The 26,968-nt window shown below is 47.4% G+C and carries 25 protein-coding genes and 1 pseudogene; 7 read left to right on the forward strand and 19 right to left on the reverse strand.

Annotated features, from left to right (window positions below; all coding sequences use genetic code 11):
- Nucleotides 1-7: 7 nt before the first annotated feature.
- Both E8L22_RS13795 and E8L22_RS13800 read right to left on the reverse strand, forming a co-directional pair.
- Entirely contained in the window at nt 8-1,144 is a 1,137-nt protein-coding gene (locus E8L22_RS13795; RefSeq protein WP_136525716.1) for a M48 family metallopeptidase, read from the reverse strand.
- Nucleotides 1,141-1,899 carry a hypothetical protein gene (locus tag E8L22_RS13800; protein WP_136525717.1) on the reverse strand — a complete coding sequence of 253 codons (759 nt, stop codon included), beginning with the start codon at nt 1,897-1,899 and terminating at the stop codon, nt 1,141-1,143. Before E8L22_RS13800 ends, E8L22_RS13795 begins: the two co-directional genes overlap by 4 nt.
- Nucleotides 1,900-2,276: 377 nt before the next feature.
- On the opposite strand from E8L22_RS13800, the gene E8L22_RS13805 reads away from it, so the two are divergent.
- Complete coding sequence (locus E8L22_RS13805) at nt 2,277-2,813, forward strand: ferritin family protein (RefSeq protein ID WP_246044646.1); 537 nt, start codon at nt 2,277-2,279, stop codon at nt 2,811-2,813.
- A 21-nt stretch (nt 2,814-2,834) separates the two neighbouring features.
- On the opposite strand, the gene E8L22_RS13810 is transcribed toward E8L22_RS13805, so the two are convergent.
- Nucleotides 2,835-4,757, reverse strand: coding sequence for a UvrD-helicase domain-containing protein (locus E8L22_RS13810; RefSeq protein ID WP_136525718.1), 1,923 nt, complete (start codon nt 4,755-4,757; stop codon nt 2,835-2,837).
- 477 nt (nt 4,758-5,234) lie between these two features.
- On the opposite strand from E8L22_RS13810, the gene E8L22_RS13815 reads away from it, so the two are divergent.
- The 3 genes from E8L22_RS13815 (at nt 5,235) to E8L22_RS13825 (ending at nt 7,280) form a co-directional block, all read left to right on the forward strand.
- Complete coding sequence (locus tag E8L22_RS13815) at nt 5,235-5,645, forward strand: hypothetical protein (protein ID WP_136525719.1); 411 nt, start codon at nt 5,235-5,237, stop codon at nt 5,643-5,645.
- 59 nt (nt 5,646-5,704) lie between these two features.
- Nucleotides 5,705-6,715 (forward strand): AmmeMemoRadiSam system radical SAM enzyme, encoded by a 1,011-nt coding sequence (gene amrS, locus E8L22_RS13820; protein WP_136525720.1) that lies wholly within the window; start codon nt 5,705-5,707, stop codon nt 6,713-6,715.
- Nucleotides 6,716-6,791: 76 nt separating this feature from the next.
- Nucleotides 6,792-7,280, forward strand: a complete 489-nt coding sequence (locus E8L22_RS13825; RefSeq protein WP_136525721.1) for an adenosine-specific kinase — start codon at nt 6,792-6,794, stop codon at nt 7,278-7,280.
- A 680-nt stretch (nt 7,281-7,960) separates the two neighbouring features.
- Here E8L22_RS13825 and E8L22_RS13830 read toward each other — a convergent pair.
- From E8L22_RS13830 to E8L22_RS13850, 5 genes and pseudogenes are all read right to left on the reverse strand, one after another.
- Nucleotides 7,961-8,359 carry a desulfoferrodoxin family protein gene (locus tag E8L22_RS13830; RefSeq protein ID WP_136525722.1) on the reverse strand — a complete coding sequence of 133 codons (399 nt, stop codon included), beginning with the start codon at nt 8,357-8,359 and terminating at the stop codon, nt 7,961-7,963.
- 1,536 nt (nt 8,360-9,895) lie between these two features.
- Nucleotides 9,896-10,900, reverse strand: coding sequence for a tyrosine-type recombinase/integrase (locus tag E8L22_RS13835; RefSeq protein WP_136525723.1), 1,005 nt, complete (start codon nt 10,898-10,900; stop codon nt 9,896-9,898).
- A gap of 157 nt (nt 10,901-11,057) precedes the next feature.
- Nucleotides 11,058-12,182 carry an RES domain-containing protein gene (locus tag E8L22_RS13840; protein ID WP_136525724.1) on the reverse strand — a complete coding sequence of 375 codons (1,125 nt, stop codon included), beginning with the start codon at nt 12,180-12,182 and terminating at the stop codon, nt 11,058-11,060.
- Nucleotides 12,183-12,258: 76 nt separating this feature from the next.
- Nucleotides 12,259-12,588: a hypothetical protein gene (locus E8L22_RS13845; RefSeq protein WP_136525725.1), complete on the reverse strand. Its 330-nt coding sequence runs from the start codon at nt 12,586-12,588 to the stop codon at nt 12,259-12,261.
- Nucleotides 12,585-12,950: pseudogene (locus tag E8L22_RS13850) on the reverse strand (JAB domain-containing protein); the annotation flags it as partial. The gene E8L22_RS13845 and the pseudogene E8L22_RS13850, both read right to left, overlap by 4 nt.
- Nucleotides 12,951-13,567: 617 nt before the next feature.
- Here E8L22_RS13850 and E8L22_RS13855 point away from each other — a divergent pair.
- The gene (locus tag E8L22_RS13855) at nt 13,568-13,936 is read left to right on the forward strand and encodes a response regulator (protein ID WP_136525727.1); all 369 of its coding nucleotides are present in this window, start codon (nt 13,568-13,570) and stop codon (nt 13,934-13,936) included.
- Between the two features lie 14 nt (nt 13,937-13,950).
- Here E8L22_RS13855 and E8L22_RS13860 read toward each other — a convergent pair whose 3' ends face one another.
- From E8L22_RS13860 to E8L22_RS21400, 4 genes are all read right to left on the reverse strand, one after another.
- Nucleotides 13,951-14,298: a hypothetical protein gene (locus tag E8L22_RS13860; protein WP_136525728.1), complete on the reverse strand. Its 348-nt coding sequence runs from the start codon at nt 14,296-14,298 to the stop codon at nt 13,951-13,953.
- A 427-nt stretch (nt 14,299-14,725) separates the two neighbouring features.
- Entirely contained in the window at nt 14,726-15,613 is an 888-nt protein-coding gene (locus tag E8L22_RS13865) for an ArdC family protein (RefSeq protein WP_136525729.1), read from the reverse strand.
- A gap of 183 nt (nt 15,614-15,796) precedes the next feature.
- Nucleotides 15,797-16,777 carry a hypothetical protein gene (locus tag E8L22_RS13870; RefSeq protein ID WP_136525730.1) on the reverse strand — a complete coding sequence of 327 codons (981 nt, stop codon included), beginning with the start codon at nt 16,775-16,777 and terminating at the stop codon, nt 15,797-15,799.
- A 19-nt stretch (nt 16,778-16,796) separates the two neighbouring features.
- Nucleotides 16,797-16,958, reverse strand: a complete 162-nt coding sequence (locus tag E8L22_RS21400; protein WP_162604836.1) for a hypothetical protein — start codon at nt 16,956-16,958, stop codon at nt 16,797-16,799.
- A gap of 176 nt (nt 16,959-17,134) precedes the next feature.
- On the opposite strand from E8L22_RS21400, the gene E8L22_RS13875 reads away from it, so the two are divergent.
- Nucleotides 17,135-17,458: a helix-turn-helix domain-containing protein gene (locus E8L22_RS13875; protein ID WP_136525731.1), complete on the forward strand. Its 324-nt coding sequence runs from the start codon at nt 17,135-17,137 to the stop codon at nt 17,456-17,458.
- Nucleotides 17,459-17,471: 13 nt separating this feature from the next.
- On the opposite strand, the gene E8L22_RS13880 is transcribed toward E8L22_RS13875, so the two are convergent.
- Together E8L22_RS13880 and E8L22_RS13885 are read right to left on the reverse strand one after the other, a co-directional pair.
- On the reverse strand, nt 17,472-20,258 hold the full coding sequence (locus tag E8L22_RS13880) for a tetratricopeptide repeat protein (protein ID WP_162604837.1): 2,787 nt from the start codon (nt 20,256-20,258) through the stop codon (nt 17,472-17,474).
- A gap of 11 nt (nt 20,259-20,269) precedes the next feature.
- Nucleotides 20,270-20,731 (reverse strand): hypothetical protein, encoded by a 462-nt coding sequence (locus E8L22_RS13885; protein WP_136525733.1) that lies wholly within the window; start codon nt 20,729-20,731, stop codon nt 20,270-20,272.
- Nucleotides 20,732-20,979: 248 nt separating this feature from the next.
- On the opposite strand from E8L22_RS13885, the gene E8L22_RS13890 reads away from it, so the two are divergent.
- Nucleotides 20,980-21,762, forward strand: coding sequence for a ParB/RepB/Spo0J family partition protein (locus E8L22_RS13890; protein ID WP_136525734.1), 783 nt, complete (start codon nt 20,980-20,982; stop codon nt 21,760-21,762).
- A gap of 83 nt (nt 21,763-21,845) precedes the next feature.
- On the opposite strand, the gene E8L22_RS13895 is transcribed toward E8L22_RS13890, so the two are convergent.
- From E8L22_RS13895 to E8L22_RS13915, 5 genes are all read right to left on the reverse strand, one after another.
- Nucleotides 21,846-23,147 (reverse strand): hypothetical protein, encoded by a 1,302-nt coding sequence (locus tag E8L22_RS13895; RefSeq protein WP_136525735.1) that lies wholly within the window; start codon nt 23,145-23,147, stop codon nt 21,846-21,848.
- A 142-nt stretch (nt 23,148-23,289) separates the two neighbouring features.
- Nucleotides 23,290-23,715, reverse strand: a complete 426-nt coding sequence (locus E8L22_RS13900; protein ID WP_136525736.1) for a hypothetical protein — start codon at nt 23,713-23,715, stop codon at nt 23,290-23,292.
- Between the two features lie 329 nt (nt 23,716-24,044).
- Nucleotides 24,045-24,560 carry an NUMOD4 motif-containing HNH endonuclease gene (locus E8L22_RS13905; RefSeq protein WP_198420160.1) on the reverse strand — a complete coding sequence of 172 codons (516 nt, stop codon included), beginning with the start codon at nt 24,558-24,560 and terminating at the stop codon, nt 24,045-24,047.
- A 226-nt stretch (nt 24,561-24,786) separates the two neighbouring features.
- Nucleotides 24,787-26,553 carry a hypothetical protein gene (locus tag E8L22_RS13910; RefSeq protein ID WP_136525737.1) on the reverse strand — a complete coding sequence of 589 codons (1,767 nt, stop codon included), beginning with the start codon at nt 26,551-26,553 and terminating at the stop codon, nt 24,787-24,789.
- Nucleotides 26,554-26,630: 77 nt separating this feature from the next.
- The gene (locus E8L22_RS13915) at nt 26,631-26,861 is read right to left on the reverse strand and encodes a hypothetical protein (RefSeq protein ID WP_136525738.1); all 231 of its coding nucleotides are present in this window, start codon (nt 26,859-26,861) and stop codon (nt 26,631-26,633) included.
- Between the last annotated feature and the right edge of the window lie 107 nt (nt 26,862-26,968).

A 26,968-nucleotide genomic window follows, 5' to 3' on the forward strand; every position in this document is an offset into this window, starting at 1 on the left:
GCCTCCCCTAACGCAGGTTTTTCAGCATCCCCTCGATGTAGCCGCGGTCTTGAGCACCAGGTTGCAGCTTCAGATATTCACCAAGTGACTTACGTGCAAGCTCCGCGTCCTTTTCCTTGTAGGCAATAAGGCCCAACATGCGGTAAGGCTCGGGATACAGCGGGTCCAGCCGGACCGCCTTCTGATACAGCTCTTTTGCTCTCACCAGGTCGGGATGGCTGCTGTTGCGGCGGAAAGTCTCCCCCATGAGCAGGCAGGCCCGTGCATCCTCGCCACGGGCGGAGATATAACGCGTGATGCAGTCCTGCGCCCTCTCGAAGTGCCCCGCCTTCATGTCCATCTCCGCGTTTTCAAGCAGCAGTACGGCAAAGGTACGCAGGTACCCCTCGGCGTTGGTCTTCCCCTTTTTACCGTTTGCCTCAAGGGCGAGCAGAGCGTTGAAGTTATCGATCCGCGCCTGGAGCATCGGATGCGATGCGAAGAAGAAGGTCTCTTTGCGATCTTCCACCTTGGCCTCCTTCTGCAGTGCGCCGAAGACCTTGGGTGCCTCGTAGGGATCATAACCTGCCCGCATCAGCAACCGGAACCCTTCGCGGTCGGCTTCGGCCTCCAGCTCGCGGGAGTATCCCTTCATGGATGCAAGCGCTCCCAGGTTTCCCAGAGGGGTCAGGAGGTTCCCGGTCAGCATCCCGAGCACCGTCGAAAGAGCACTCTTGTCTTTTGTGTCGCGAAACTCCTTCAGCATGTGGCGATTGATGGCATGGATGCTTTCGTGGGCGAGGATCGTGGCGAGCTGCGCCTCGTTCTCCATATTCGCCAACATGCCGGTATTGATGTAGCCGCTGCCGTTGGGGAAGATAAAGGCGTTGCAGGAGTGCTCCCTGATGATCCGGAACTTGAGGGGCAAGACCGCGAGTTCCTCCCTTGTGCGCAGCGTCTTCACAACATTGTCCAGGTAAAGCTCCATCTCCGCGTTCTTGTAGATCTGGCTGCTGTCGTTCAGCTTCTTCACTTCCTCGTCGGCCCGCAGCCAAAGCCGCCGCTCATCGTCATCCTGCGGGTATGCCGGGCCGGCACCTGCCGCCGCGAAGGAGGCCGGACAGCAAAGCGCAAGTAGCACGACGATGAGGCAAAGCCTGATCATTTCTTCAGTCCCGGGAATTCGTCGAGAGCCACCTCGACGAAACCTTTTGCCTGGTCCGGGTCGCGCAGGTTCGTCGAACCGCCCTTAAGGTTGTGCCAGAGGACGGTCCCATTGCGGTCAACGAGGGCTATCCTGAGGGTCGTCCCCTCCCCTCTCGGTACGACGACGATCCCGGTGAACGCCGACATCATCACGCCCGAGACGGTGCCGAGGACATTCACCGCCTTTTTCCCGGCACTGGCATACTGGTCCACGCCGTGGACGAGGAGCAGGGCATCGGCCCCAGCCGGATCCAGGATCTTGGGGATCGGCCCGACCGAGTAGTCTGCGCCTGTCTCGTACGTCGTCGGGGCGCTTTGGGTAAATCCGGGCTGAGCCGGAGCGGCATGGTACATGATGGCGTTACTCACCACCGGGAAGAGAGCGAGTACCTCCTTCATCTCCTGCTCATTTTGAGGGTCCGTCTTCAGCACCGATATTTTGGTGCCGGAACCTTCGAACTGGGCGAGCAGGGCCTTGGTGACGTTGTCACTTGCGAGGTTCGACCATTCATCCATAAGTTCAGGGACGCCACCGGCGGAAACGAGGTAAACCTTTATGTCCGGTTTGGCAAAAACGATGCTCTTTATGTTCTGACATTTCTGTGAGAGGGCGGGATGAGTCTGGATAGTCCGTGGTGCGGCACACCCCAGCAGCAAGAGGGAGAAACCTATCGCGATAAAAACCAGCCGGGCACATCGTTTAAGGTTGTCCATAAAGCCTCCGACATAGTCAGGGAAAAAGCGAGATAGAAGCAGTAACGGTGGTCTCCAAACAAAGGGAATTCAAATACAGTAAGATTTTATGTCACAGTGAAATATTGTCAAAAATGACCAGTCCAGAATCATTGCGGCAACCAGTTTGGAACTCGAAGGATCCTCACCCCGTTTCACCTACAGAGAAACCCTTGATTTTCCTAACTCTATCTGGTACAAGTCGTGTCCGTAAAGTAACCATTGACGCCGGCATCGCTTGTTCGATCCCGGTATTGCAGCCAATAAGCAACAGGGGACCAGCTATTTTAGCTGGTCCCCTGTTGCCGTTTTGGAGGAGCGTAGGTGAAATACGGACACCAAGTCAGGAGAATTTCCCCATGATCAGTAGACAGAAGATACTGCAGAAAGAGAATGCACAGACCTTGAAGCTGCCCATGGACCAACTGCACTTCTTGCAGCAGTGTGCAGGATTCGAGTCGAAAGTGGCGAGTTTATACCACCATTTCTCCGATCTCTTTGCCGATGACGAAAGCCTCTCCATGTTGTTCAAGAAGACGGCAGTCGAGGAGGAAAATCATGCCCAGCAGTTCCACCTGGCGATAAGGCTGCAAGGAACCGGCATGGAAGCGGTCAAGATCGACGTCACCAAAGCGTCCGCCAACCTGAAAAAACTGGAGGAAATCGTCGAGCGGCTGACCGGCTCGACGCCGTTTCCCGAAGACGCCCTTGACTTGGCCATCCGTCTGGAGGAGCAGGTGGCACTTTTGCATATGTCCAACGTGGTGCACTTCCAGGACGCAGGACTCAAGCAGCTTTTCGAGGCGATGATGGCGCATGACAACGGCCATGTCACCATGTTGAAGGATTACCGGGAGGTCATCCGCATGGGGAAAAGTACGATGGAATTTTGCTGACAACGAGATGTGAGCGGAACGTTACGCCCGTCCTGCAAGGCAGGCAGCAGCCCCGTCACGAAGCCCATGCGCCAGCGGCTGGTGATGGACGATGTGAAGGGCCTTGCACGCCCTGGTGATGGCGACGTACAGGAGGTTTCGGTCCGGGTCGGTCTGGCGGTAGTCGAAGGAACTGGGGTTGTAGAGGATCACGTTGGTGAACTCGACTCCCTTGATGGCGTGAGCATGGATCACCTGGACCCCGGGCGAAAAGGAGACCTCCCCTTCGGCGTGCAGGCCTGGAACGCCGGAGAGCGCAGCGTGCAGCGCCTTGACGTCCGCCTTCTTCTTGCAGATGACACCGGTAAGCGAGCCGGGTGCGGCCTGCACCATAGCCTCGACGACTTCCCGGATCTTCGCCATCGACTCGGCGGCGTTTCGCGTGGCATGGAAATCGAGCGCACCGGAATGGGCCTTGGTGGTGTCGGCGCTCCTCCCGCTCACCTGGGCGGCCAGGTCGACGATCTCCTTCGGACAGCGGTAGGAAACGGTCAGGTTCTCCTTTTCCAGCCCCTGCGAGTGGAGCTGGGCCATGACGCTTGAGAACCCCTGCGAGTCGAGGAAACTCAGTATCTGCTGTTTTTCGTCGGCACATATGGTGATGCTTCGCGCAGCTGAGGTAGCGGCCACGATGGTACGCAGCTCTAGCGAGGAGAGATCCTGGGCTTCGTCGACCACGATGTGGTCGTAGGCATTCAGCGCCCCGACCACCACTGTCCCTGCCGGGCGACGCAGCTGAGCCAGGCGAAGCAGGATGCTGACATCGGAGAACGAGACGGTCCGCTCCTTCGCCTCGAACTTCCTCTGGGCCGTACGCTGGAACTCAGCGCCGGAATCGGTGCAAAGTGCGGCGACTACGTAATCCTGCATGAGGAAGCGCCACAGGTCGGTGACCGGCTCGATCTTCGTGGTCTCCTTCACGTATTTCGCGAGAAGGGCCGGAACCCGGCTGCTTTTCTTCTGCGCCCCGAAGGAATCGTCGAAGACCGTCTTCAACGAGTGCACGCCTAGGGCTGCGAGCGCCGTCAGGGACCATGCGCTGTAGGTATCCACCCGGACCGGACCGAGGAGGGTATCGCTGCTTTGCTTCACGTAGTCGCGCAGGACCCGGTTGAACATGAGGACGATGCACCGCTCCGGGCGGTACCTCTCGGGGGCATCGAACATGAGGTAGGAGAGCCTGTGGAGGGCGACCGTGGTCTTCCCTGCTCCGGCTGCACCGTTTATCACCACCACGCCGTCTTTTAGCTTGGTGATGGCGCGGAACTGTTCGGGAGAGATGAGGGCCGCGATGGAATCCACCATCCGGTGGTCCTCGGTGCGCTCCTTGGTGTCGGCGGTCGACTCGCCGGCCGAGCCGTTCTTGTGCCACGTGTCGCCGCGCAGCTCGTAGGTCTCCGAAGGGGTCTCGATCCGGTGCAGGGCCTTCCTGGTGATGGTCACCTTGTCCCGGCGGGTGATCACCCCTTCCCTCTCCACTCCCCTTATGGTGAGCTCGTACTCCTCCCCTATTTCATACCCCTCGTAGAAGGGACCCGTGATCTCCGCCTTGCGCCAGTCGATGACGATCACACGCTGGCCGTCCATGAGCGTCTGGTTGCCGATCAGGTACTCTTTCTTCCCGATCCTGCGGTCGGTGTCGTGGATGCCTAGGATGCCGAAGTAAGGAGATGCCTGCTGGGTGAATTCATGGAGGTACTTGCGCGGCGAGTGGTGCCCGTGCTCGATCAGTTTTTCCGCGATATCGTTCTTCTCGCGCCAGTCCACCGAGGCGAGGCGCTGCTGTTCCAGCTCCTTCGTGTACGCCTCGTGCCTCCCGATCGTCTGCAGGCGGTCCGCCGCGTAGCGCCCGATCGCCTCATGCACCCTGTCCAACCGCTCGATTTCCTGCTTTACGATTTCCATCAACTCCCCACAACTACAACATAAAAAAGCACCCGCAGGAAAACCCACAAGTGCCTTGTAACGTTCTTCAAGATGATTTCCTACCGCCCACCTTCGCACCGCTCAACACGGACTAGATATAACCAGATCCATGTAATGTTTCAAGCACTTTCTTCCAGCATCGCCGATGTCAATGCCGCGATCTCCGGTCACCCCAGCCAAAATACTGGGCATGCGAATTCCGCTCGAGACATACCTGTGTCATCCATCCCCCCTTGTTTACCTCAAGGCACCTGGCGATCGCAAAGTGATATACTGTCAGGGCATTGAAGTCACAGTTACAACCAGGCGTTTCCTGCGTAGAGATTTCACGGACGGAGGGGATAATAAAGGCCGGGTTAATGCTGGTAGCCCTCGTACTGTATGCCATCCCCCTATTTTACATAGCACCGTCCAGTGCGAGCCGCATCAAATCTTACGATGGAAAGGAGAGACGGTATGAGAAACCTTATGACTGCCGCGCTGGTTCTTGTAACAACCGCCGTGTTGATGGGCATGGGTAGCCTGGGGGGCGCACCGGAGGGAGAGGTACCCAAAACGGATGAGAACATCAAGGTGCAGCTTACCGACCGCTCCGGAATGAAACTCGAATTGAGCAGGTTTTCTATGAACGGCAAGGTCTTTCTCGAGGGGAAACGAGGGGCGGGAGACATGAGCGTCTTCTTCCACGACCTGAAAGAAGTAGACCTTGGCCCTGTCAGTGGCGATACGGTGCCGGCCGATCTGCTGCTTAAATCAGGGCGTCGCCTCCAACTCAAGATACGGACGAGTGCCGTCTTCCACGGAGAAACAGGAGACGGAGCCTACCAGATCTCCGCGCCTGACGTGAGCCGGATCCACATTCACTAGATAAGGGTACGCAGAAGCGAAAAAAACCGGAACTTGACGTGGGAAACGCAGGGGGAGCCATGAAAGAGGCACTGTTTTTCGAGCGGGGAGAAGGGAACACAGTGCGCTGCAACCTTTGTCGCTTCCGCTGTCACATCGCCGATGGCGCCCGTGGCATCTGCGCCGTACGTGAAAACCGTGATGGTACACTCTACAGCCTGGTCTATGGCAAACTCTGCGCCGAGCATGACGATCCGATCGAAAAAAAACCGCTCTTCCATGTCATGCCGGGGACCAGGTCCTACTCCATAGCCACGGTTGGATGCAACTTCCATTGCCGCCATTGCCAGAACTACACCATTTCCCAAGTTGAGCGTGGTGCCCCCATTATTGGTACCGAGCGCTCCCCCTTGGAAATCGTACAGAAGGCCTGCGATGCCGGCTGCCGTTCCATCTCCTACACCTACACCGAGCCGACCATATTTTTCGAATTTGCCTACGACACCGCCATCCTTGCGAAAGAAGCCGGCCTGAGCAACGTTTTCGTCACCAACGGCTACATAAGCAAGGAGGCGCTATCCATGATCGCGCCCTGCCTGGATGCGGCCAATATCGACCTCAAAGGTTTCTCCGAGAGCTTCTACCGGGACGTTGTCCATGCCCGTCTCTCCGAAGTCCTCGACTCTATCATCGAGTATCGCAGGCAGGGGATTTGGCTGGAACTGACCACGCTGATCATACCGGGACTGAACGACTCCGAGGCGGAACTGAAGGGAATAGCGGAATTCATCGTCACAAACCTGGGGGTCGATACCCCTTGGCACGTGACCCAGTTCTACCCTACCTACCAGATGACCGACCGGCCACGGACCCCGGTGGACACGCTGCGCAGGGCGCGTGAGATCGGCCGCGCCGCCGGCCTGCACTATGTTTATGAAGGCAACGTGCCCGGTGAGGGCGGAGAGAACACCTGGTGTCCCTCCTGTTCGGCCCTTCTAATCGAGCGTTACGGTTTTGCCATCAATACCAACAGGATACGCAACGGGGCCTGTCCTGAATGCGGCGCCACCATAGCGGGCCTCGGCATCTGAAACGGCACGGTAAAACACAGGAAAAGCAAAGTGCTGGAACGGCGCTGATCACCTTCTCAATCAAAGGGAGAAACCCATGAACGTGGAAATACACGACGTAAAAATCGAGTATCCCGAGGGCTGTAACATCATCATAGGGCAGACACACTTCATCAAGACGGCCGAAGACCTGTACGAAGTCATCGCCACGACGGTACCGCAGGCCCGCTTCGGAGTCGCCTTTACCGAGGCATCCGGACCGTGCCTGATCAGGACCGAGGGGAACGACGAGGAGTTGGTCCAGGGATGTGTGCAGGTGCTCAATGCCATAGGCGCCGGTCATGTCTTCTGCATTTTGCTGCGCGACGCCTACCCCATAAACGTGCTCAACCAGATCAAGAACTGCCCTGAGGTGTGCCGGATTTACTGTGCCACGGCAAACCCGCTCCAGGTAATCGTTGCCTCAACACTCCAGGGGTGGGGGATCCTCGGGGTCATCGACGGGCTGCCGCCCAAAGGGGTGGAAACGGACGAGGACCGGCAGGAGCGGCGCGACCTGCTGCGTCGTATCGGTTACAAGCGCTGAGAAATTCAGGGGCGTGGCGCAAAAAAAGGACAATCTCAAGGGGCGCACCCCAAAGGTGCGCCTCGGACACGAGTGGCACATGAATGACACTAAGCAAAGGGCAGCGGGGGACGTTGTTAATATTTTCACTTTTGCTCTACGTGTCCCACCAAATGTAAATATATCAACAACGCCCCCCTGCCCCTTAATTGATGGAGGGCACAAAAAAAGAAACTGCTTTGGGAGGTTGCCGCTGTAATTAGGACTCGTTTTCAGCAAGTCTAATTGCGGTCTCTGACCAAAGCAGTTTCGTTGGTGGCTCCCGGCGACAGAGCAGCGTTTTTAATGCTAGCAGTGTCTACGCTCAGCGGTCGGTTTTTTCAGGACCGATGCTGGTGGAGCGGGAGCCTTTACCTGGTTCTGAAGGTTTTCGCATTCGATGGATGTGGTTGGCATCCTTTCGGTACGATTGTCTTCATAGCAGGTAAGAGTAATTATCTGCCTGTCAGCTAGAAATGCAAACAGGAATTTTGGACATAACAGGCGCCAGAATTCCCGCGCGCCCCTCACACCAAATAGTAGGGCGCCCGACCTCGCCCCCGCACGTCTTCTGCGCGCGCTGCACCCGACAGTATGCGATTGTGGTGTGTACCATGCCATCGCCAGTAACCCGATACATCCTCCAGAACCATCGGCTGGAATCAGGTCACTGCGATATCGAGGGTTCCTTCCCATAGACCATGGAGGTTGCACTGCTGTTTTGCCACCAGTGTAACCTTTCCGGTCGATGCTGCCTCTTTGGGGACCACAACGGTGAAGGCAACTTTCGGTACCAGGTACCCCCTCGGCTGCAAATCCACTCTTCCAGCGGGCTCGTTGCCAAGGCTGAGCTCGATAAAGCCTATCCAGTGGGCGGGAATCATTCCGTGGAGCACTTCCCCGACCGATACTTCCACGGTGAAAGGCTTGCCCGCCGTTACTGATGCAGGAGCGGTGATGACAGGCGCATGGCTTTTCTCAAGCGGAGTCTTTTTAGTTGGGTCCTTTACCCTGTTGATTGTATCGAAGAGCCTTATGTCTACTTGTGGTGGGCAGCCGATGAAAGTAACTCAGGTGAACGTCTCCACCGCGTGACTGACAAGTTGCTGGCGGAGATCTTCAGGATGGGCCCCGGCCTTCGAGCGGCTGGCAGTCAATGCGATTAAGTCGGCATGCAAAGGGGAGAACAGCAGAGGTAGACCAAGAGCAAAAAGGGCCTACAGCGTTTGGGAGGGGGGGGACGTTGTTGAGTTAGTTGACTTGCTGGAGTGAACTCAACGAAGTCAACAACGTCCCCCTGCCCCCCGAACCGCGGTGCGAACGGCCAAACAACGTAAAACGGGTCATAACATCAGTCGTGAACCCGTTGGTTTCAGAGTTCTTGGGCCGCAGAGCGCACACGATAAGGGCGGCATGAGTCTCTGGTGCAGACTCTTATAAACTTATACGTGTCCCCTTATCCTTACTTATCCTTACTTATCCTTACTTATCCTTACTTATCCTTACTTATCCTTACTTATCCTTACTTATCCTTATCTTATCTCCTTATCTCGTCTCACATTTTACAATACCAGCGGAAGAGAATCTTTCGATGGTAACAGTGCATATTCTGCCTTAAGTATTGGTGGCGCGTCATACTCAGAGTCTTATTCTGATAATGGTTCCATCACCTCAAGAACTCTAGGAGTTGGGCGTGGTTGTTCAATTGCGGGTTGTAATGAAAGAGGAACCTCAGAAGGTGAAATTGCGCCCTGGAAAATAAACTTTGAATAATTTTAAAAACTGTGCCACACAGTAGAAGTGCAAAGCATGCATGAAATTTATGCAATGCACAAAAATGTGAATTCCAAAACCAGAGAGGAAAGGCAGTGAAGACCGATGATATATTCAGGCCAATCAGAGCTTTTGCTTACTATTATTTTATCATCCTTGGATTTTTTTCCTTGCTTTATACTATACAAGGGATTCCATACGGCGGCGAGATTTCACCATTTGAGATATTTATGCTTCTTATGTCATTCATACATGTTTTTATTGGCCTTTCAATTTTGTCCAGGAAAAAGTTTGCGTACTACTTGTTAATTGGTTATTTAAACATGTTACGCCCAATGTACCCAATATTATCAGCAATATCGAAATCAATGCTGGAATACATACAAAATAACAATATAAAATCGCGCTTCAAATAGGCTCAATACCATGAGAATGGTATCACCAGTGAACAAGAAAGTCTTCTTCTGCTTAAGTCTTGAGGCACAAGGGGACACATATAAAATTATAAGTTTTTCTGAGCGTCTTTAAGGCAACGGGCCAAAACGAAAAAAGGGTTACAGCAGATGCTGTAACCCTTTTATTATTTGTGGCGTCCCCGAGACGATTCGAACGTCCGACCCCTTCCTTGAGTCTTTTCGAGGGGTTACAGCTCACGACAAGCCCTTGCATATATGTTTTTATCAACCCTAAGGTCTCACTACAGGTCTCACTTTTACCACCATATCTGCATAATATCAATAGCGAACATGTCCTATTAACTTGAGATAACAGGTCTCACTGTTACCTCAAGTTAATCCCTGTCCGACAATCTGCCACTTGGTTTCCTAGAGTTCCAACACCTCAACAGCATGAGCCAGCTTGGAAGGATTTAGGTGTGCATACCGCTCTGTTACCTGAATCGTGCTGTGCCCTAACCACTCCTTAACCGTATAGAGGTCAATTCCTCTGTCCAGCAGTCTGGTAGCACATGTATGTCGGAGCGAGTGCATTACGAACTCTCGATCATCATCCAGCAGCATCCTTTTCCTAGCCCAATTCCATGCCTTCTGTGCTTGGTCGATGTCGATAGTGAAGGGCTTTAGCCAATTACCTTCCTGTCGAGCCAGTAGAACTCCCCCTACCCTCTTTGTCATGGGGATACTCCTGGGCTTGTCTCCTTTGTTGATCCAGATGCTGATGAGGTTGGTGTCAAAGTTGATATCCTCGTACTTCAGATTCAAGACCTCGCTTAACCTACATCCGGTGTCAACTAAGACCTCTACCAAGTCAGCGGCTTCAGGGTAATAGCTCCTCTTCTTGTTGTGTCCGGTATCCCGTAGCAAACTGACAACAGTGGTCTCCTCTTCCTTGGACAGTACCCGTATCCTCCCCTTGCTCTCCTTCTTGAGCTTGATATGTTCCCACGGCTGTTGGTGGTGGCGTAACAGGGTCTTCATTGTGGCAAGGTATCTGTTGATGGTGGCACCCTTTACACCAGAGTCCTCCAGTTTCTTCACCATGCGCTTGATGGTCTCGTCCTCGATTTTGCTGAGGGGTATATCCCCTATCAGATCAATTGCACGTTCAGCTAATCGCTTGGCTTTGAGTCCATCCTTGTTGTCCTTCCACCGTTCGTCATAGGTCTTCTGAATGGCAAAGCTCAAGAGCATCCTTGCTGCTCTCTCTCTTGGGGATAATGCGCCATCTACCATCATTCTCTTCTTCTCTACGGCTTCAACGAGCTTGGCCTCCTTCTTTGTGAACTTGCCAGTACTCCTGCTGACTCGAACTCCATCAACAGTAAAGTTCATGTAATACACTGCTTTATCTCCTCGCTTGTAGACTGCCATCGTGATACCTCCTTTGATTTCGGGCACAAAAAAAGAGCCTGTTGGCCCTCGTGCCCTATTTGACGCTGATAGGGAAATTTATGAATAACTGAAGCTGGTGTTTTGAAGTTAATTTTTGACGGGACTTTAGACTGTGGGCAGGGAAGAATTCTTCTAACTAGTTAGGTGAATCAGGGTGACTAAAAAGAATTTTGGCGTTATTTGGGTTATTGAACGCATCAAGAAAGTGGTCAAAACCCTCCTGCTGTGCTTTAGGCAGCTTAACAATGGCATCTCTAATCTTTCTACCTTCGTCATCTTCAAACATCACGGTCCTCCATTCGTAGGACCCATCATCATTAATTTTTTCTGCAATCTTGCTAGGGAAGATTAGTTCATCTGCACCATTATGACTTATAAGGTGATAAAGCATTACATTATTAACATCAAAACATCTGTCAATTACATCAGGTTTAATTGCAATGTTAACTGCGCCATTCTTATTTATTACGCTGGGGTATACTATCGCATCAGGCTTTAACACATCGAATAGTTTTTTTGATATCGAACTACTAATAAGATAACTGTATTTATTTTCATTTACCGAAGAAAACATCTCCGCAATAAATCCATTCAATAATCTCCACTTCTTAAATGTTTTATTACTCATAGTCAACTTAGCATCTAGATAGTTCATCATAACAACCCGATAAATTTCAGGAAGCAGCTCCACATTAACAACTGTATGCCTAGGAATTTTATGTATATATTCTTCCTCATATTCGAAACCGACCATCATCATTTCTATAGTCACTCTAGGTTTAGGTTGCAGAGCAATCACTGTAGCAAGCTTACAGTAAGGTTCTTGTGAATGAATTTCGGCAAAACGCTCGACTTCATAAATCGCCGTCTCTGGAGCAAAACCACCATAAAACACCGATTCTTTAGGGAAATTACACCTACCAAAAGTATCTATTAACTGGCTGGGAGGATACCACAGAGATTTAACATTATCATATTCTCCAATCCTTGCTCTAAAGATGAGACCGTTAAACATGGGCCTGCAATAATATTCAGTTTTATTTAATACTGAATCTATATTCAACAATATTTTCGTGAGATCACCACATTCAGCACAACACTTAAACTCACGTATGTTTCTCTTTATATCCGACATTGAGAATGAGTTATAGATCCGCTCTCTACGGCTTATCCACTCAGCATTTAGCTCTTTGAACTCATTTAAACGTTGAACCGCCATTTTCGTTTCTTTTGACCAGAACAAACTCTTAAACTGGAACATGCCATACCTCCTTTCAGGAACAGAGTAATTTTATATCACAAACTTGGTGACAAAGAAACGAACGCTTCACCAGCCGTCACATTATGTCTTTGCTGGTTGATAACAGATGTTGAAGTGATCTTTGGTCTGAGGCTGGTAAACTGGCAATAGCCTGGACCAGTCGATATGCATCCTTCATGAGGGAGGTAAGTTCAGGTACCATCTTGAGAATAGTTGGGTATGTTAATACTCTGTCGTCTAATGAGGAATACACGATTTGATAAACCTTGTTCCCGCATGGTCCGCATATCACTGTCACCGCAGAGTCCGATGCTGCCTCGAAGCCTATAGAGGTCAACGTCCCATACTTGATTCCGTGGATGATGTCTCCCGGCCTTAGTATCCTTCCGCAGTATTCGCATTTCATAGATGCCCCCTTTCGGTAAATGAGTAGTAGCTGTCACCAATGATAATATGGTCTAGGACACGTACCCCGATGAGATCCCCTGCTTCTTGGAGTCTTCGGGTAATGGTGAGGTCTTCCGTTGATGGTGTAGGGTCTCCGGTGGGGTGATTGTGCAGGAGGATCACCGCTGCTGCAGACGATAGAAGTGCTGTCTTGAACAGTTCGCGCGGGTGGACAATGCTTTGATTAAGAGATCCGGTGCTCACCATGTCGCAGCAAACGATTCGATTCTTCCCGTCCAGGTGGAGAGCTATGAAGTGTTCCTTGGTCTCATGTCTCAGGAAACTGAAGGTATCGAACACTTGGGATGCAGAGGTATAGCGAGTGTTGGGCTTGAGGTAGCCGGTGATGGTATCGCTGACGGTGAAGGTCTGGTAGACCGCTTTGATCGTTTTGAGCTTGATGGTGCGTGGCTTGGGTGCTGGTACTTCCTCTGGTCCGAATAGTGTTTCGATTGTCATAGTAAATCCTCCGTTAGTTTTAATGTTGCCATCTACAATTAGGAACCGTAGCCCTTCTAGATCATGTATTACATCTCGTAATTTTAATGGTTTATCCACCTCCTTTCATTTGTTACAGGCTAAGTACGTGAATTGCATACAGCTCGCTTAACAGGCATCTAACCAAATAAATATTGACATGTGATTACGGATAGTTAGAGAAATGTCTAGAAAATATGCAAGTCGTAAAAGTGCCTATTCTTGCGTTACAACCTACACGGTTATCCACAGGATTTGAGGACTTATCAACAGGTGGAGTGGAAAGCTGTTGAATCGCACAAACATGCATGTACACTAATGAGTTTTAAAGTACATGGGGGGGGGAGGTACTGAATGCTACGGGGCCATAAGAATGTGGTCAATTGTCTACAGCTTTGAATGCAAAACTCCTGTATACAGATCACTATGACCGGAGCACTTAGCTTGGCAACGAGGTCCTTATGAATTGTGGAGAAAAACTCGGCAAAATCCTTCTTGTTGATGATGACGAGCTCATAAGGTCCATGCTTTTTGATCTGCTGGTTGGCCAGGGTTACAACGTTATCCAGGCAGCTGATGGCATAGATGCAATTGAAAAATTTAAGAATGACATGCACAAAATAGTGCTGGTTATAAGCGACATTATCATGCCTCGAATGGACGGTATATCGAGCTATAAGATAATGACTTCTCTTAGTCCATCCATCAAAGTAGTCTTCATGAGTGGGTATACATCAGCGCAACCACTTCCTGATGGGGTCAGTGTCCTCACTAAGCCCTTCTCTCCTCTCGATGTCCTCAAAACAGTTCAGTCCCTCCTTTCTAACTAGACCAAATCATAATCTTACATCAGGTAGTTGATGAGTTTCTGGGTTATGTCGATGGCTGGTAGCTGTTCCCATTCAGGGCCGAACATGTCTTTGATCTCCTTGGTGGAATGCATGTAGAAATTGTTGATGGGGAATGGTTCTGGCGACATGTAGGCGTTGAGCCCGATGATTCCATGCTCTCTGTTGACGGTGAGTACGTACAGGGCAATGGGCTGGCTGAAGATGTAAATGGTGTCCTTGGTTCCGGCGTACAGGTGGTAGTTGTTCCCGTTGTGCTTCATGATGAGGCTGTTGATGTGGATGCCCTCTTTGTCCAGGTGGGTGTGTAACTTCAGTGTCGGGGTGATCGGTGTCATGCACATTGGTCTTCCTCCTTTGAAATAGAAAAGCCAGACACGTTATGGTCTGGCTCTGGGGTGATGATCCGTATGGTTCCGGTATTGCACTAGATGCAGGTATCGTCTGGTGGGTAGTAGTCCTCATACACAGCGTTGCAGCTACGACAACGGAAGTAAGGCATGCTAGTTCCTCCTGACAAATTAGTCGGTTAAGGGGTTACTATGGGTTCAACTAAGAAATGGGTTTGTAGAGCAATTACAGAGGCGTGAGGGGCGAGTCTGCATATCAGAATTGGATTCTGCTAAGGCTGGTCACCCTTGTTACAGTTGAAGTTGTGGTATTCCGAATAGTTGCAGCGAATGGTTCTGAGTAATGAGAGTGGGTGGTCTTGCTGAGGATGTTACTGTGGGGGAATAAGTTTGATCTGCTGAGGAAGGATTCTTGGTAGATCTATTCTGCTAATTCGCCTTGGTCCTGATCACCTCCTGTTCGTCGAAGTATGTAATCACTGGCCTTCTGGGCCTGAGCTGCCGCATGTACTAGCAATGTCCTATCATTCTTGAGAGCTTTAAGCCATCCAGCGATATAAGCCGCTGAGTTCTCCAACGTCTTTTGCTCGATACCAGCATGACCGCATAGAAACGCTGCTCCCATCTCTGCTACCAGTTCTTCCTTGCTGTATTCATGTGAGCCAAAGCTGTTGGTCTCGATGATACCCTTACGCCCTACCCTGCTGGCATGACCGGTGCTGTGGATCAACTCGTGAAAGGCAGTGCTGTAATATTCCTCTGATGACTCAAACGTTTCTGGTGTTGGTAGCTTTACGTAATCGAGCATGGGTGAGTAGCAAGCTTTGTTGCTGCCATGTCTGATGTCTGGTGGCAGTGGCATACCTTCAATGATCTGCTCTGCTCGTTCAATAGGAGAGAATGGGGTGGCAGTTGCCTCCGGTGATGGCGGGACGGTGATACCCTCTACTTGGTCTAGGTTAAACACGTTGTAGTACCTCAGTAACGGCACCTTACCATGCTTGGTCTCCTCCTGGTCAGATCCGTCACTATCTTTGCGGTCTATCCACTTCCAGAAAACTACCGGCGTTGACCTCTCTCCCTTGAGAACATGACCGCCCTTCTCGTGGCACTGCTTGAAGGTGAGCCAATACGGGCTACTGTACTCCTGACATGCGAGCATGAAGACGTTGATGCCTCGGTACTCCTTCTTGCTGATAAGATTCTTCGGCTGGTTGGTGGTAGCGTTCCAGGTCTTCCTCCATGGAACGGTTCCTTGTTGCAGTAACTCTATGATACGTTGGTTGATGACATCGTAGGTCTTACACATGGTGCATCTCCGTCTAAAGGCTTACCTGTAATGTCTGACTTCTTCGATTGGTCAGTCTGGTAGCCTTGAGATAAAAAAAGAGCATGTCGCAGTTGACATGCTCTATACGATCTGACTATTTAAAAAATATTGATTGAAACTTGAAACTAGTAATCTAACTCCGATAAGATGTTATTTTTTTGTTCAATACTTTGCACCTTGCATTTTAAAATAAATAAAAATAACTATTGCCAACAAGGCTGTAACCGATGTCCAAATAATAAATAAAGCATTCTGCCTTGTATTGGCAGATGATTTAACAGCAGCGATATAATCACCTTTAGATATCTCTCTTTTAGTCCTAAAATAACTTCCCAAACACAATCCGCCAACTATACCAAATCCCAACAAGAACGCCACTGTGACCAACCCACCATGCGTAGGTATTTCAGCAATGTTACCGTCATATTCAGTACAATTAAATTTATTTCCGCACGTACACTCACCTTCCCCGACAAATTGAAATCCTTGAGGGGTCTGAATAGCAGAGGCAACCTTAATCCAGCTGTCCTTTGAACACTTACCGCACCTGACTTCTATCCTATCACCAGATTTCCCAAGAAATAACATCGGGTAGTTAGCTTGAGCTGAATCTAAATTTACATTGCTATAATTTTCAATATTTTTCACGGATCTATGTTCTAACATAGCTTTGTACATAATTTCAGCATCATTGTATACTTTTTGTGCTTCAAAGTATCTATCTGGATCGTTTATAAAGTTATTCGGATTCCATTTTTTGCGGAAAATATCATAGGTTTCTGTAATTTGGTCTAATGATGAAGATGCTGGTAAAGCAAGAAGTTTAAGTAAATAATATTCGTTTTTGTTTTTTAAATTTTCACTGCAGGTGCTAACCGGTGAAACACCTGTGCTTTTGATACTGTCAAATTCGGAAGTGTTAACAATATAGTTATCAGGGGCTACCTTATAAAAAGAATTGCCACAGATGCAGTTAATAGCAAAATGTAGATGGTTTTCACCGTTAGATTTATCAATATTTATCTTGTATATAATGGATTTTTGTTGGCATATTGGACACTGTACTATAATTTCTGATTTTTTTTCACACAAATATCTGCACCAACCATAGTTTTCAGACTCCTCAATCCCCTCTGGCACCATATCTATTCCTCTCACTTAATTATAACTTGCCTTTTGACTTGTACAGTGAATATCCAATCCCAAATACAACAGCAATCGGTATCGGCCCAAGAAACGGAATACTGGCAATCGACATGACCGTAGCCACTAAAGCAATCAGGCATCCAATCCCCTCAAAGATGCTTTCACTTTCACGACTCATATTCCCTCCCATGTCAGCGGTGCTCACAAGATGTCCCTATACAACTATTAAAATGTCATATGATGTACCATACAGGACATTAAAAGTCTATATTTAGTTAATTTAAGGTCATTACATGGTATTACAAATCATCATACTTCTGCGGATACTCCACCTCACCACATCAGGAGGGGTATATGCAGACAGCCAAACAGTTACTTGGGACGAGAGTGAGAGAGGTACGGAAGCTGAGGGGATTGTCTCAAGAGAAACTTGCTGAGCAGGTGGGCGTGGATCCTAAGCAGATATCGAGGATAGAAGGTGGCAAGAGTGCTCCATCATTGGACACACTGGAGGCCATTGCCAAGCACCTCCAGGTAGAGATGAAGGACTTATTTGACTTCCAGCACCTTGTACAGGAAGAAAGGATAGAGGATCAGGTGTTGAGACTGTTGGGGATGATGGATGAAGAGAAGAAGCGGATGGCTCTCCACGTTTTGAACTCGTTAGCATCCTGTTAACACAAAAAGAATATTACTGAACACACTGCATATTTTTTTTACTCAACCGTTCTAACTTACAACCTATGGCATTAACAACACCGGTAAGCTCATTATAACCTGTTGCAGTACCACCTTTCAGCATCACTCTTAACAAAGCCTCCCGAGCTTTATAGTAATTCTCAGAGGCATCATTTATAGAGATTCCCTCTGGCGCTAAACTAGCAATATTGTAATACATAGCAGCAATAGCTAGTTCGAGCTGAATATCCTGTCCATTCTGGTTAAAAAGTTTTTGAAGCATCGCAAGGCAATTGGTATAACTAGCTATTGCAAGCTTATAATAACCTACTGCTTTATACTCGTTACCAAGTCGGTTATGTATTTCCACATAAAGCGCCGTTGTATCCACAACAGGTGGGTTGATATTTTCGAGACTTTCAACAACAGCTATGGCTTTTTTATAATAAGCTATAGCTTCTTCATGCAATAGTTTATTGCTATGAATATCAGCTATGCCTAAAAAAGTCTTTAATTTGGTGAGTTTGAATTGATTTTGTTTCAATTTTAACCGTTCACCGCTTACGACAACAGCTTGACTTTGCTCAAAATTGTAAAGTGCCGCAGGATAATCGCCCAAAGCCTGCTGCACTTCTCCTAGTCGTCCGTATACACCTGATAACTCTAACACATAATCTACGTTATCCTTCCTCGTTTTCACAAGTCTTTGGGTAGATTCCAGAGCCTCAGCGTAGGGAGAAATGGCTCTGGCAAAATCTCTCCGTGCTCGATAAACGTCACCTATTGCAATCAAAACCTCCGCAAGCTGGAATCTCCATTGAGAGTTGTCCTCTCCACCAGAAGAAATTTTCTTTATTACGGAAAGACCTTTCTCATAACTTTCGACTGCTTCCAATAGGCTACCCTCTGCTGCCTGTAAGTCACCTAATAAGTACAGTGCTTCAAAATATAATAAGTTCCATTCAGTGTCATCAGTTTGAACCTTGTTGTAAACACCTATAATTTTTAGAGCTGAATTAATATTCGTTTTTGCCTCTTGAAAATTACTAAGCTCTTTATAGCTTAGGGCAATGTGCAAATGGCATTTGGCCTGGTTGTATGCCCAATCTTTCTTATTTGGAAGAGAAGCTACAGCCTTAGTTATTATCTCTATACTAGCATTTAAACTAAGTAGCGACTCTTTGTGTTTTCCCTGCTTCATTTGAGCAGCACCGATAGCCATTAACACAGATGACTGATTTAGCTTTCCTTCATTCACGTCTTGATTATCAGATTCAAACTTTTTCAGAAGTGACAAGCTCTTTTGTAAAGCATTAATCCCTTCAGTTAGATCTATACCATCTACATGCAATTTTCCTATGTCTTCATAACATATAGAAAGGTTTAGCACCAGGCTTTCGAACTCTGGGTATTTCTCTATTGCTCCCTCAAGCACATCGGCAGCATTTCGAAAGTTAATTAAGCCAGAACTATTATCTCCCATCTGAACATAAGTGATAGCGATCTTTCGATAGTAATTAGATAGATTTACTAACAGCGGGAAAGATTCCTTATAGGCGGCAAGGGCCTCCTGCACAACTTTTATACTTTTTTCATAATTAACCAAACCTTCATTAAGTTGGCCTCGGGCGGAGTAGATATTCCCGATATTTTTGTAGATTTCAGCAATGTTTAAGGCAAATCCTATCTTTAAGGAAGGTAATTTGAGCTTTTGGTATATTTCTAGCCCCTTATGGTAATCCCTCAAAGCACCTTCAAAGTCACCATTAATTTTCTTTACCCGCCCCCTTCTGTTGTGGACTTCGGCAAAAAGAAACTGCCATTCCATATTATCGGCATCAAGTAAGACAAGTTTACTCATAATTTCAAAGCTATTGTCAAACAGGTCCGAGTCACCTGCTCCAGTATCCGCAATACTAACTTCACCCATTTCCAAATAAACTTTTGCCAGTTGGAACATCCATGTTGGGTTATCAGGATCACGGGACAGAACCTGCTTGATTAATACAGCACTTTTTCTATAATATTCTAAAAGCTTATCTGCCACCTCGCTACGAGCATGCCGGATACTAACTTGCTTGTCATAAGTGGTGATTAAATCCATAATACATTCATTGTTTTTTGACTCAGCAATTAAACATCTTTCAGCTAGTTCTTGAGCTTTTGAATATGCTTCCGATGCAGCACCAAATTTGACTTGGTTATAAAATACGTCTCCTAGCATTATCCAGTTCTTTGGATTATCCGCTTCATATTCTACAGCGTTATGAGCAGCTGACTCAGCGGCAACATTATCTCTCCACGAGGCAAGACTCGCTCTTTCACGCGCTAACTTAGCTGCGTCTGCTAGTTGGCCTTTAGCTCCTGCCAACATCTTCTGTTCTAAAAACTTGAGGTAATTTTCTGCTGCAATAGTCCTTCCTTCAGCTAATTCATCTCTAGCTTTCTTTACTGCTGCATCAGCATTCGGTCCCTTTGCGCCTAGGACTATGCGAAGAGCAGCTTCCTCGCGCAACTTATTGAGTTCGCTTTGTAGAGTTAGATTAGTGGATTGCAGCGACGCATTTTGATTTTGCAAGTTATTCAGTTTTTCCCATACAGCAGGATCTTCTTCCTGGATTGTCTGATTAATAATGACACGTGCCGATCCAGATGCTGTAACCGCTATCCCCTTACCGCCGACGATAGCGGTCTTATTCTTTACATTCACCTCGCTTGCTCTTGCACTTTCAGTCGAAACGGAAAAGCCAATTACAAGGAGGAGAAAACAGCAAATGGTAGCTTGCACTATTTTGCCCATACAGCCTCTTATCATTTATGAATTTCCTGTTTTAGACTAACTTTTGACGATCCTGATGCGCTAACTGCAGCTCCATCTTCTCGGCTCTGAGCAGCCTGTTCACTTTTAGTTCGCACATCAAGGGAAGGCAGTACCTTTGATGTAGTATACCTCCTGTGCTTTATAATCTGCACAATGGTCACGTTAGCATTTTCGGATGCTGTTACCGCAGTTCCACTTTCTCCGACAACTGCTTGCTGCTTTATATGCTTCTTTCCTCCAATCCATTTAAACACCTTGGGGGCAGTAGTATTAGCTCGCGTGGAACTCTCGCTCTTCTGTCGCGCAGCAAGCTCTTTTCCTTTTTCTTCAAAAAAAGGTGGAATAAAAGACACAACCGCCAACAATAGTAAAAACAAAATAAGGTAAGGTATGAGCTTCATTTTCTCTGACTTGCACATCTTTACGAATGCAGCGAAAGACTTCATCCACATAGCTTTCTCCGTGTGTCAGTTTAAAATAATATAGCAATTCATATCGTGGACCTACAAATCGCCTTATACCACAAAAACTTATAACCCTGAAAGCAGTTTCACACTCCACGCCTTTACATTTACCCTACACTCCGACTTTTCTCTCCGATCCTACCCTACACCCATCCCTTTAAACTTAATCTTGAAATACACAGCAAGTAGAGTATATTCCCCCGCATCAATTTCATTTTATTAATGGAGGCAACTCGATGACTGCCGACACCAAGGATATCAGTAAGACTTACAAGAAAGGCAAACTTCATGACATCAGCCTCGACCTGCTTCGTCGGGACATCGACCAGCCCCGGAAGCACTTTGACCTTGAGGAGCATGAAGCTCTTAAGAAGTCGATTGCAGACAAGGGTCTACTCTATCCTGTCCTCTTCCGAGTAGACGAGAACGACAACCTTATCCTGGTATCTGGGGAAAGAAGACTTAAAGCATGTAGGGATTTAGGTAAAGAGACCATCCTTGCAATGAAAGTAGACAGTGATCGTTATGATGAGGTTGCGCTGATAGACAACATCCAGCGTGTGGACCTGTCACCGCTCGACGAGAGTGAAGCTCTGTACAACCTCCAGGCCAAGTACGGTCATACCCAGGAGCAGCTAGGGAACCTCATTGGCAAGGCGCAGAACACGATAGCAGATATACTCGGGCTGATGAAGCTGTCCGATGAGATAAGAGAGGATGCTAGACACAGGAAGGAGCTTAGCAGAGGGGCATTGCTGAAGGTTGCTAGGATCAAAAGACCCACCTCCCAGAGGAAGGCTTATGATGCTCTTGTTGCTTCTCTTGATATCCCTAGGAAGGAGATCAAGAGACCTAGGCTTAGTGACACCAAGAAGACTATCGCCTCTACAGACAATACCCTCAAGTGCATCAAACGCATAGACCTTGAAACCCTTGGGGGTGATAGAGAGGTCGTGGTATCGAAGCTACAGGAACTTTTACAGGAGATCCAGAATAAGCTTGGCACTATAGCAGGTTAGACTGTATCGGCGCACCGATACTCTTGGAAGTGTAGATACCAGAGAAGCCCTATCATTTATGATGATAGGGCTTTTTAATTAGGCTATTGCTTGGCATGAACATCTTCAAGCATTAAAAGAATATGCTGGTACAATACGAGTTGCGCCTGCACCCAGTCCTTTTGGGAGCGTGGCTTTTCGACGCCAATCAAAGACATGTAAGCCTTCCCTATCGCTACAAACTTGTCTAAAATTTCCCTTTCATTCCCATGCTCAATATCATGCCTAAACCCTAACCTAAGATGCTTAACCCACCAAAGAGGAGCTAATGCGTCCTTGCCTACAACCGTCACCAACCGGTTTGCTGTCCCACTCCCCTCATAAACCAGGAAATAAAGGCAATCTATAATTTCTGCAAAGGAAGAGCTGTTAGTAGCAATTGTGGTTGGAATAATCGAACAAGCCAACATCGATTTGTTGGTACTTTTAAAAATTGCCTCGTTACCTTGCCTGCAACTCAATTCGTTCATTGAGCAAATTATAGCAACAATAGAACAGCCCAATTGATTAATTTGAGTCGGCAATGATCTGTAGAAGGACCGATCAACATCCCCACGCACTGTTTGCCTGTAAAGATAAGCTAAATGTTGATTGTTTATTCGATACAGGTTCGGGCTGCGAACTGAAATCGTCTCGACTGAGGGAACACTGTCTTCATAAAATGAGCTAAGACCAAGACCTGCAGCTGTTTCGGAGGATTCATACAACTCACCAGACAACTCGGTGACTACCGCTCGACGAACAGCAATTTTGGGGTCATCTTTGTCAATTAGTTTTAGCTGTTCTTCAACGTAACTTTGATATGATAATGAGTTAGACAAGCTAATTAGGTTTAGGTTAGACTCGGGGGAAAGACTGTAAGCAGCAGCAATCCCAGCAATGGAATTTATCACTCTTTGAGAAGGCAGAACATAATCAACATTACAGGTATCAATTACCCGCCTGTAATTGTCTTCTAATCTATGGATATTTGAAAGCCTTTCTGACAACCTTTCAAGCTCGGTCGCCGGTTCATGAAGTAGTGATTTCATTGTGCTTTCGATTGACCTATAATCTTTGCTGAACGATAATTTATAATCCTCAACCGCTGATGCGGAAAGTAAGCTAATGCCTTTAACTGTTTCCCACTGCTGTCGAACTTTATTCATTTCATCGATGTGAGATTGTATTGCTTGATATGGGCGGAGCACTTCCCATATTCGCTGTTGTTCTTCCAATTGCTGCAGCATACCGCCACTCTGGTAAAGTTTACTTTTCCAGTCTAAATCTTGCATTACTTTACTTTTCCAATCTAGGTCCTGCATCAATCTCTGAAACGGACTATTGATAAAATCATCCCAATCCATTCATCGCCCCCCTAAAAGTCTTACATGTGCTTCTTTCCCTGTGGATGCAATTGCCACCTTGCCAGTACCTCTACCTCTGCTCCTGGCAGAGATAGTAACTTACCTCCTCCAGGAAATATCGGTCTTAACACAAGTAAAAATGTCATGTTTTTATTTTACGCGCTTTGCCTTTAACATAATCATCGTCATAGGCACTAATTTCTTTAAGAAAGTAATTTCTCAACGCATCAATCTGATCAAAGCATTGACTCTTGGGTAATACATTAAGATTACCAACTACAGCATTGACAATTTTTGTAAAAACATTTTTTTCAAGTCGTTTGCAGGTGTGGAAATATTCTTTTAACTGCTTAATACAAATTTTGAGAGCTGCACTATTTTCTCTATGAAGGTGAGATTTAACCTCTGCAAACGTCTCATCTATATGTTTGATTCTAACTCTGAAGTCATCTTCATAGATAAATGGTGTACTTCTTGGGACAGGATTATGAGTGTTGAATTCAGATATTGCTCTTGAATTGATTGGAGTAGAGTTTTCAGCCCCTGGCCAACTACTTTTAATCCCCATGACACACCTCAAGAAGGAAATATGTTCATGACACTATGTCATGCAAAGCCCTTATACCATAAGATTTTAACGTTGGGAAGGCAGATGGCATGGGATTGATGGTGGGGGTGGGTATTCGTCGGAATAGATTTTTTCCTATACGATGAGAGAGGTGACGCTAACTTTTTTAAATAAAAACAGCATGAGACTTCTAAATTTGACCTATAACAAGACTTTACCTATTACCCTTAACGTTGTCATATCTAAGTAAAAACTGACGACCACAGGGCTAATATGCTCACTCGGCGTTTTATATATAAAAAGGCAGGAATGTGATTCCTGCCTTCTATCTAAGCCGCTTGTCTCAATTCGTTTTGCTCCTTGTACCGGTAGAATAACGAATACACGCCGCCTGGCTTCATCCCATACCTCTCGGCTACGTCTTTGACCGGCACCCCTGATTTAACCAGGTCAAAGACCTCCTTCTTCTGGTGGGAGAGTATCTTCTGATTCGGGTACAGGCCCAAGGTCGCTGCATGATCGTGGTTCTCCTGGCCAGTAACCCACTCCAGATTTTCGACACGATTATTGGTCTTAACTCCGTCAATGTGGTTAACCATCGGTTTATTGTCAGGGTTGGTGATGTAGGTTTGCGCTACAACTCGGTGGATATAAACCAACTTCGTTCTGCCGTCTTTTGTCAAGGCCACCCTCAAATATCCTGCCTTCATGTTGTCTACCGGGGTCATGATCTTCAATTTATTGCTGTGTTTGCGAGGTAGGCTGTAAACTACTCCGGTTCTGGTAACTGCGTATAATCCCTCATATCCAGGTATGGGTCGTGCTGCATTTGAAATGAATTCCACTTATAAAACTCCTTAGTTATTGATTCTAGCTCAATGCTAGTACCTGTTATTAACCAAGGAGTGTGCTTTACATGAAAAGTTTCCCGCTAAGCCCGTATTGCGACCGCTCCGCCTCTCCCTCGGCCAACCTGCGCCCCGCCGAGGAAAACACTTGAAACTGGTTATTTTTCTGATACTTAGCGCGAATCCTTCCAAGTTATAGAGAGATACCCCCGATGATCTCCGGTCACAACATGTTGCTCCCTCTATCCTCTATAGATGTCAATCTAATGTTCTCCTTTTTTACCTTTATAATAAGAGTACTAATACACGATTCTTCCATTCGAACTAACTCTAGTTTAATGTTCGGTAGAAACTTACATCTGTTTATTATTCTGACATTGTGTCTACATTTACCACTACAAGTGTTACATCTCAATGTCCTTTTAATGTTAAGTGTTCTGGGTACAACATCTTTGATAGTAAGTTTATGTTTTGGCAATATCCTTGGCATGTATGCTCTCCTAGATTCCAACCATCCTTCAGGTACTATATAATTAAAACCTTTATCTAGAGAAGATAGCATCCTCCTCGCATGTGGGTACTTTAGAACTGGATCAACTCTTAAAGCAAGCAGTTCATTTACTGTCTCATAAAAAAATTTTAACATCATATTAGTTACATCGTCGACATGTGAAGTCTGACATATCACCGAATCATGCACTGTCAGAACCGGTACTCCTTTACAGGTAAAATGCTCAATCACCTTCTCCATGACACAGGAGTCATAATACTGAAGTTCACTGCCGAAGTTGTTTGCCACCAGGTGAGATATAGCCGGATGCTTGGCTTTCAGGAGATCAAGCTTTGCCCAGATGGGTTCGTAATTAGTGATCTCGTACTTGCTAAGTTTTCTTTCCCTTCTTAGTTGGTCAAATACTCCTGAAGCCGCTAGTTCCGGAGTTACAGCATTGAAGGCCGTCAAGAGTATCAATTTGTTCAGATCACGGTCATCATTGGCATTCTCCAGGGCATACTGGCCAGGTTCAAGAGTGTAGGCGTCCTCCTCTTTATTGGCGTAATTCAGTCCGACCTTGGCATAAAGGAGGTGGATGTGCATTGCCGAGAAGTCAAGCTCCACAGTAGGCTCCCCTTGGATGGTGATGTATTTCCTGACAATGCTAGGGGCGCTGATCCACCAGGCCCCATAATAACGCCCTCCCTGTGCCATGCTTCCATTGTTGAATACCCTGTAGACGGATTTATTCGAAAGTCTGAGAACTATACGCTTTACACCAGGCAGATCCATGCCGGTCAACTGCTCTACCAATGCATCCCGGTCCTCTTCAGTGAGACACTCGATATCAACGTCTATCTGTGACCGTTCTAGAAGCCCATTGTACTGACGTACTTTCTTAGCCATCCTCTTGGTCGTGGTATTGATGGGAACTTTCAGAGGAGGTTTTACTTCCCTCTTTTTCATTTTACCCTTGTACTCGTACTCTACCTCTTTGGGCTTTCCTCTGAGCACGAGGACATCATCCTCAACGAATGTTGAGATCATGACAGGGGTAAGGTTATGTTTGGCAAAGAGCATTGCAAGGCTTTGGGTAGGTCTCATTCTGCTGACATATGAATGAAAAGTATTAGATTCTTCATCATAGAACTGACCTCCAGGACGGTTGTCTATATATCCGTTCGCGTATAGGTGCCCTATGCATCCAATTAAATAGTCAAATGATATATTGTGATTTTTAATATAAATATGACCGATGCCTGTCCCGGTGTAGTCGGCCTTGTCTCTGCTGTATGCCAGGTATTGTTCGGGATCGCACAAGAACGACTGATACAGGTCCAGCACCAGGGCCTTCATGTTGATCCGGTAGCCATCAACCTTCCGAGATGCGATCCCCTCCGTCAACTCTTTGACCAGAGCATCAACTTCATTTGCCCCGCTCCACCGGTTACAGTTGATCCACCTGTAATTATCAAACTCACTATATTCATCTTTCATGATGCCCTCGATAAGCAAAAAGGGGAGACCGAAATCTCCCCCTCTGGTTTAGCATGCCGTTGGTTGGTAACGGTCTATCAACTAACAGTAGTGCCTGCCCCCTCCTTCTTAGCATCCTGCTCGGCCATCTTCGCTTGGATCTCTTCCTCGGACACCTTAACCCCTGCCTTTTTAGCCTTCTCTGCAAGAAGAGCCACCTTAATAGCAGCCTTACGAGCATGGAGCTGGGCTTTGCGTTCTTTCTCTTCCAGTTTCTTCAACCGCTCCAACTGTGCCTTAGTTACCTCTACCATTTCCTGATTACTCATCCTTTTTTCTCCTTTCATTTCTTGTAGTGTTGTCAGCCGTGACCGACGCACCTTTCTAGCATGAAGCTCCAGAAATAAAAAAACGCCTACTTCGAAAAGTAGGCGTC

Origin of the sequence: Geomonas ferrireducens (genome assembly GCF_004917065.1) — a bacterium.
GTDB classification, from domain to species: Bacteria; Desulfobacterota; Desulfuromonadia; order Geobacterales; family Geobacteraceae; genus Geomonas; species Geomonas ferrireducens.

What these genes read in the sequence shown, in the direction of transcription:
- E8L22_RS13795 (WP_136525716.1), bottom strand. Translation starts at nt 1,144, where the DNA reads ATGATCAGGCTTTGCCTCATCGTCGTGCTACTTGCGCTTTGCTGTCCG.
- E8L22_RS13800 (WP_136525717.1), bottom strand. Translation starts at nt 1,899, where the DNA reads ATGGACAACCTTAAACGATGTGCCCGGCTGGTTTTTATCGCGATAGGT.
- E8L22_RS13805 (WP_246044646.1), top strand. Translation starts at nt 2,277, where the DNA reads ATGATCAGTAGACAGAAGATACTGCAGAAAGAGAATGCACAGACCTTG.
- E8L22_RS13810 (WP_136525718.1), bottom strand. Translation starts at nt 4,757, where the DNA reads ATGGAAATCGTAAAGCAGGAAATCGAGCGGTTGGACAGGGTGCATGAG.
- E8L22_RS13815 (WP_136525719.1), top strand. Translation starts at nt 5,235, where the DNA reads ATGAGAAACCTTATGACTGCCGCGCTGGTTCTTGTAACAACCGCCGTG.
- amrS (WP_136525720.1), top strand. Translation starts at nt 5,705, where the DNA reads ATGAAAGAGGCACTGTTTTTCGAGCGGGGAGAAGGGAACACAGTGCGC.
- E8L22_RS13825 (WP_136525721.1), top strand. Translation starts at nt 6,792, where the DNA reads ATGAACGTGGAAATACACGACGTAAAAATCGAGTATCCCGAGGGCTGT.
- E8L22_RS13835 (WP_136525723.1), bottom strand. Translation starts at nt 10,900, where the DNA reads ATGGCAGTCTACAAGCGAGGAGATAAAGCAGTGTATTACATGAACTTT.
- E8L22_RS13840 (WP_136525724.1), bottom strand. Translation starts at nt 12,182, where the DNA reads ATGTTCCAGTTTAAGAGTTTGTTCTGGTCAAAAGAAACGAAAATGGCG.
- E8L22_RS13845 (WP_136525725.1), bottom strand. Translation starts at nt 12,588, where the DNA reads ATGAAATGCGAATACTGCGGAAGGATACTAAGGCCGGGAGACATCATC.
- E8L22_RS13855 (WP_136525727.1), top strand. Translation starts at nt 13,568, where the DNA reads ATGAATTGTGGAGAAAAACTCGGCAAAATCCTTCTTGTTGATGATGAC.
- E8L22_RS13860 (WP_136525728.1), bottom strand. Translation starts at nt 14,298, where the DNA reads ATGTGCATGACACCGATCACCCCGACACTGAAGTTACACACCCACCTG.
- E8L22_RS13865 (WP_136525729.1), bottom strand. Translation starts at nt 15,613, where the DNA reads ATGTGTAAGACCTACGATGTCATCAACCAACGTATCATAGAGTTACTG.
- E8L22_RS13870 (WP_136525730.1), bottom strand. Translation starts at nt 16,777, where the DNA reads ATGGTGCCAGAGGGGATTGAGGAGTCTGAAAACTATGGTTGGTGCAGA.
- E8L22_RS21400 (WP_162604836.1), bottom strand. Translation starts at nt 16,958, where the DNA reads ATGAGTCGTGAAAGTGAAAGCATCTTTGAGGGGATTGGATGCCTGATT.
- E8L22_RS13875 (WP_136525731.1), top strand. Translation starts at nt 17,135, where the DNA reads ATGCAGACAGCCAAACAGTTACTTGGGACGAGAGTGAGAGAGGTACGG.
- E8L22_RS13880 (WP_162604837.1), bottom strand. Translation starts at nt 20,258, where the DNA reads ATGGGCAAAATAGTGCAAGCTACCATTTGCTGTTTTCTCCTCCTTGTA.
- E8L22_RS13885 (WP_136525733.1), bottom strand. Translation starts at nt 20,731, where the DNA reads ATGTGGATGAAGTCTTTCGCTGCATTCGTAAAGATGTGCAAGTCAGAG.
- E8L22_RS13890 (WP_136525734.1), top strand. Translation starts at nt 20,980, where the DNA reads ATGACTGCCGACACCAAGGATATCAGTAAGACTTACAAGAAAGGCAAA.
- E8L22_RS13895 (WP_136525735.1), bottom strand. Translation starts at nt 23,147, where the DNA reads ATGGATTGGGATGATTTTATCAATAGTCCGTTTCAGAGATTGATGCAG.
- E8L22_RS13900 (WP_136525736.1), bottom strand. Translation starts at nt 23,715, where the DNA reads ATGGGGATTAAAAGTAGTTGGCCAGGGGCTGAAAACTCTACTCCAATC.
- E8L22_RS13910 (WP_136525737.1), bottom strand. Translation starts at nt 26,553, where the DNA reads ATGAAAGATGAATATAGTGAGTTTGATAATTACAGGTGGATCAACTGT.
- E8L22_RS13915 (WP_136525738.1), bottom strand. Translation starts at nt 26,861, where the DNA reads ATGAGTAATCAGGAAATGGTAGAGGTAACTAAGGCACAGTTGGAGCGG.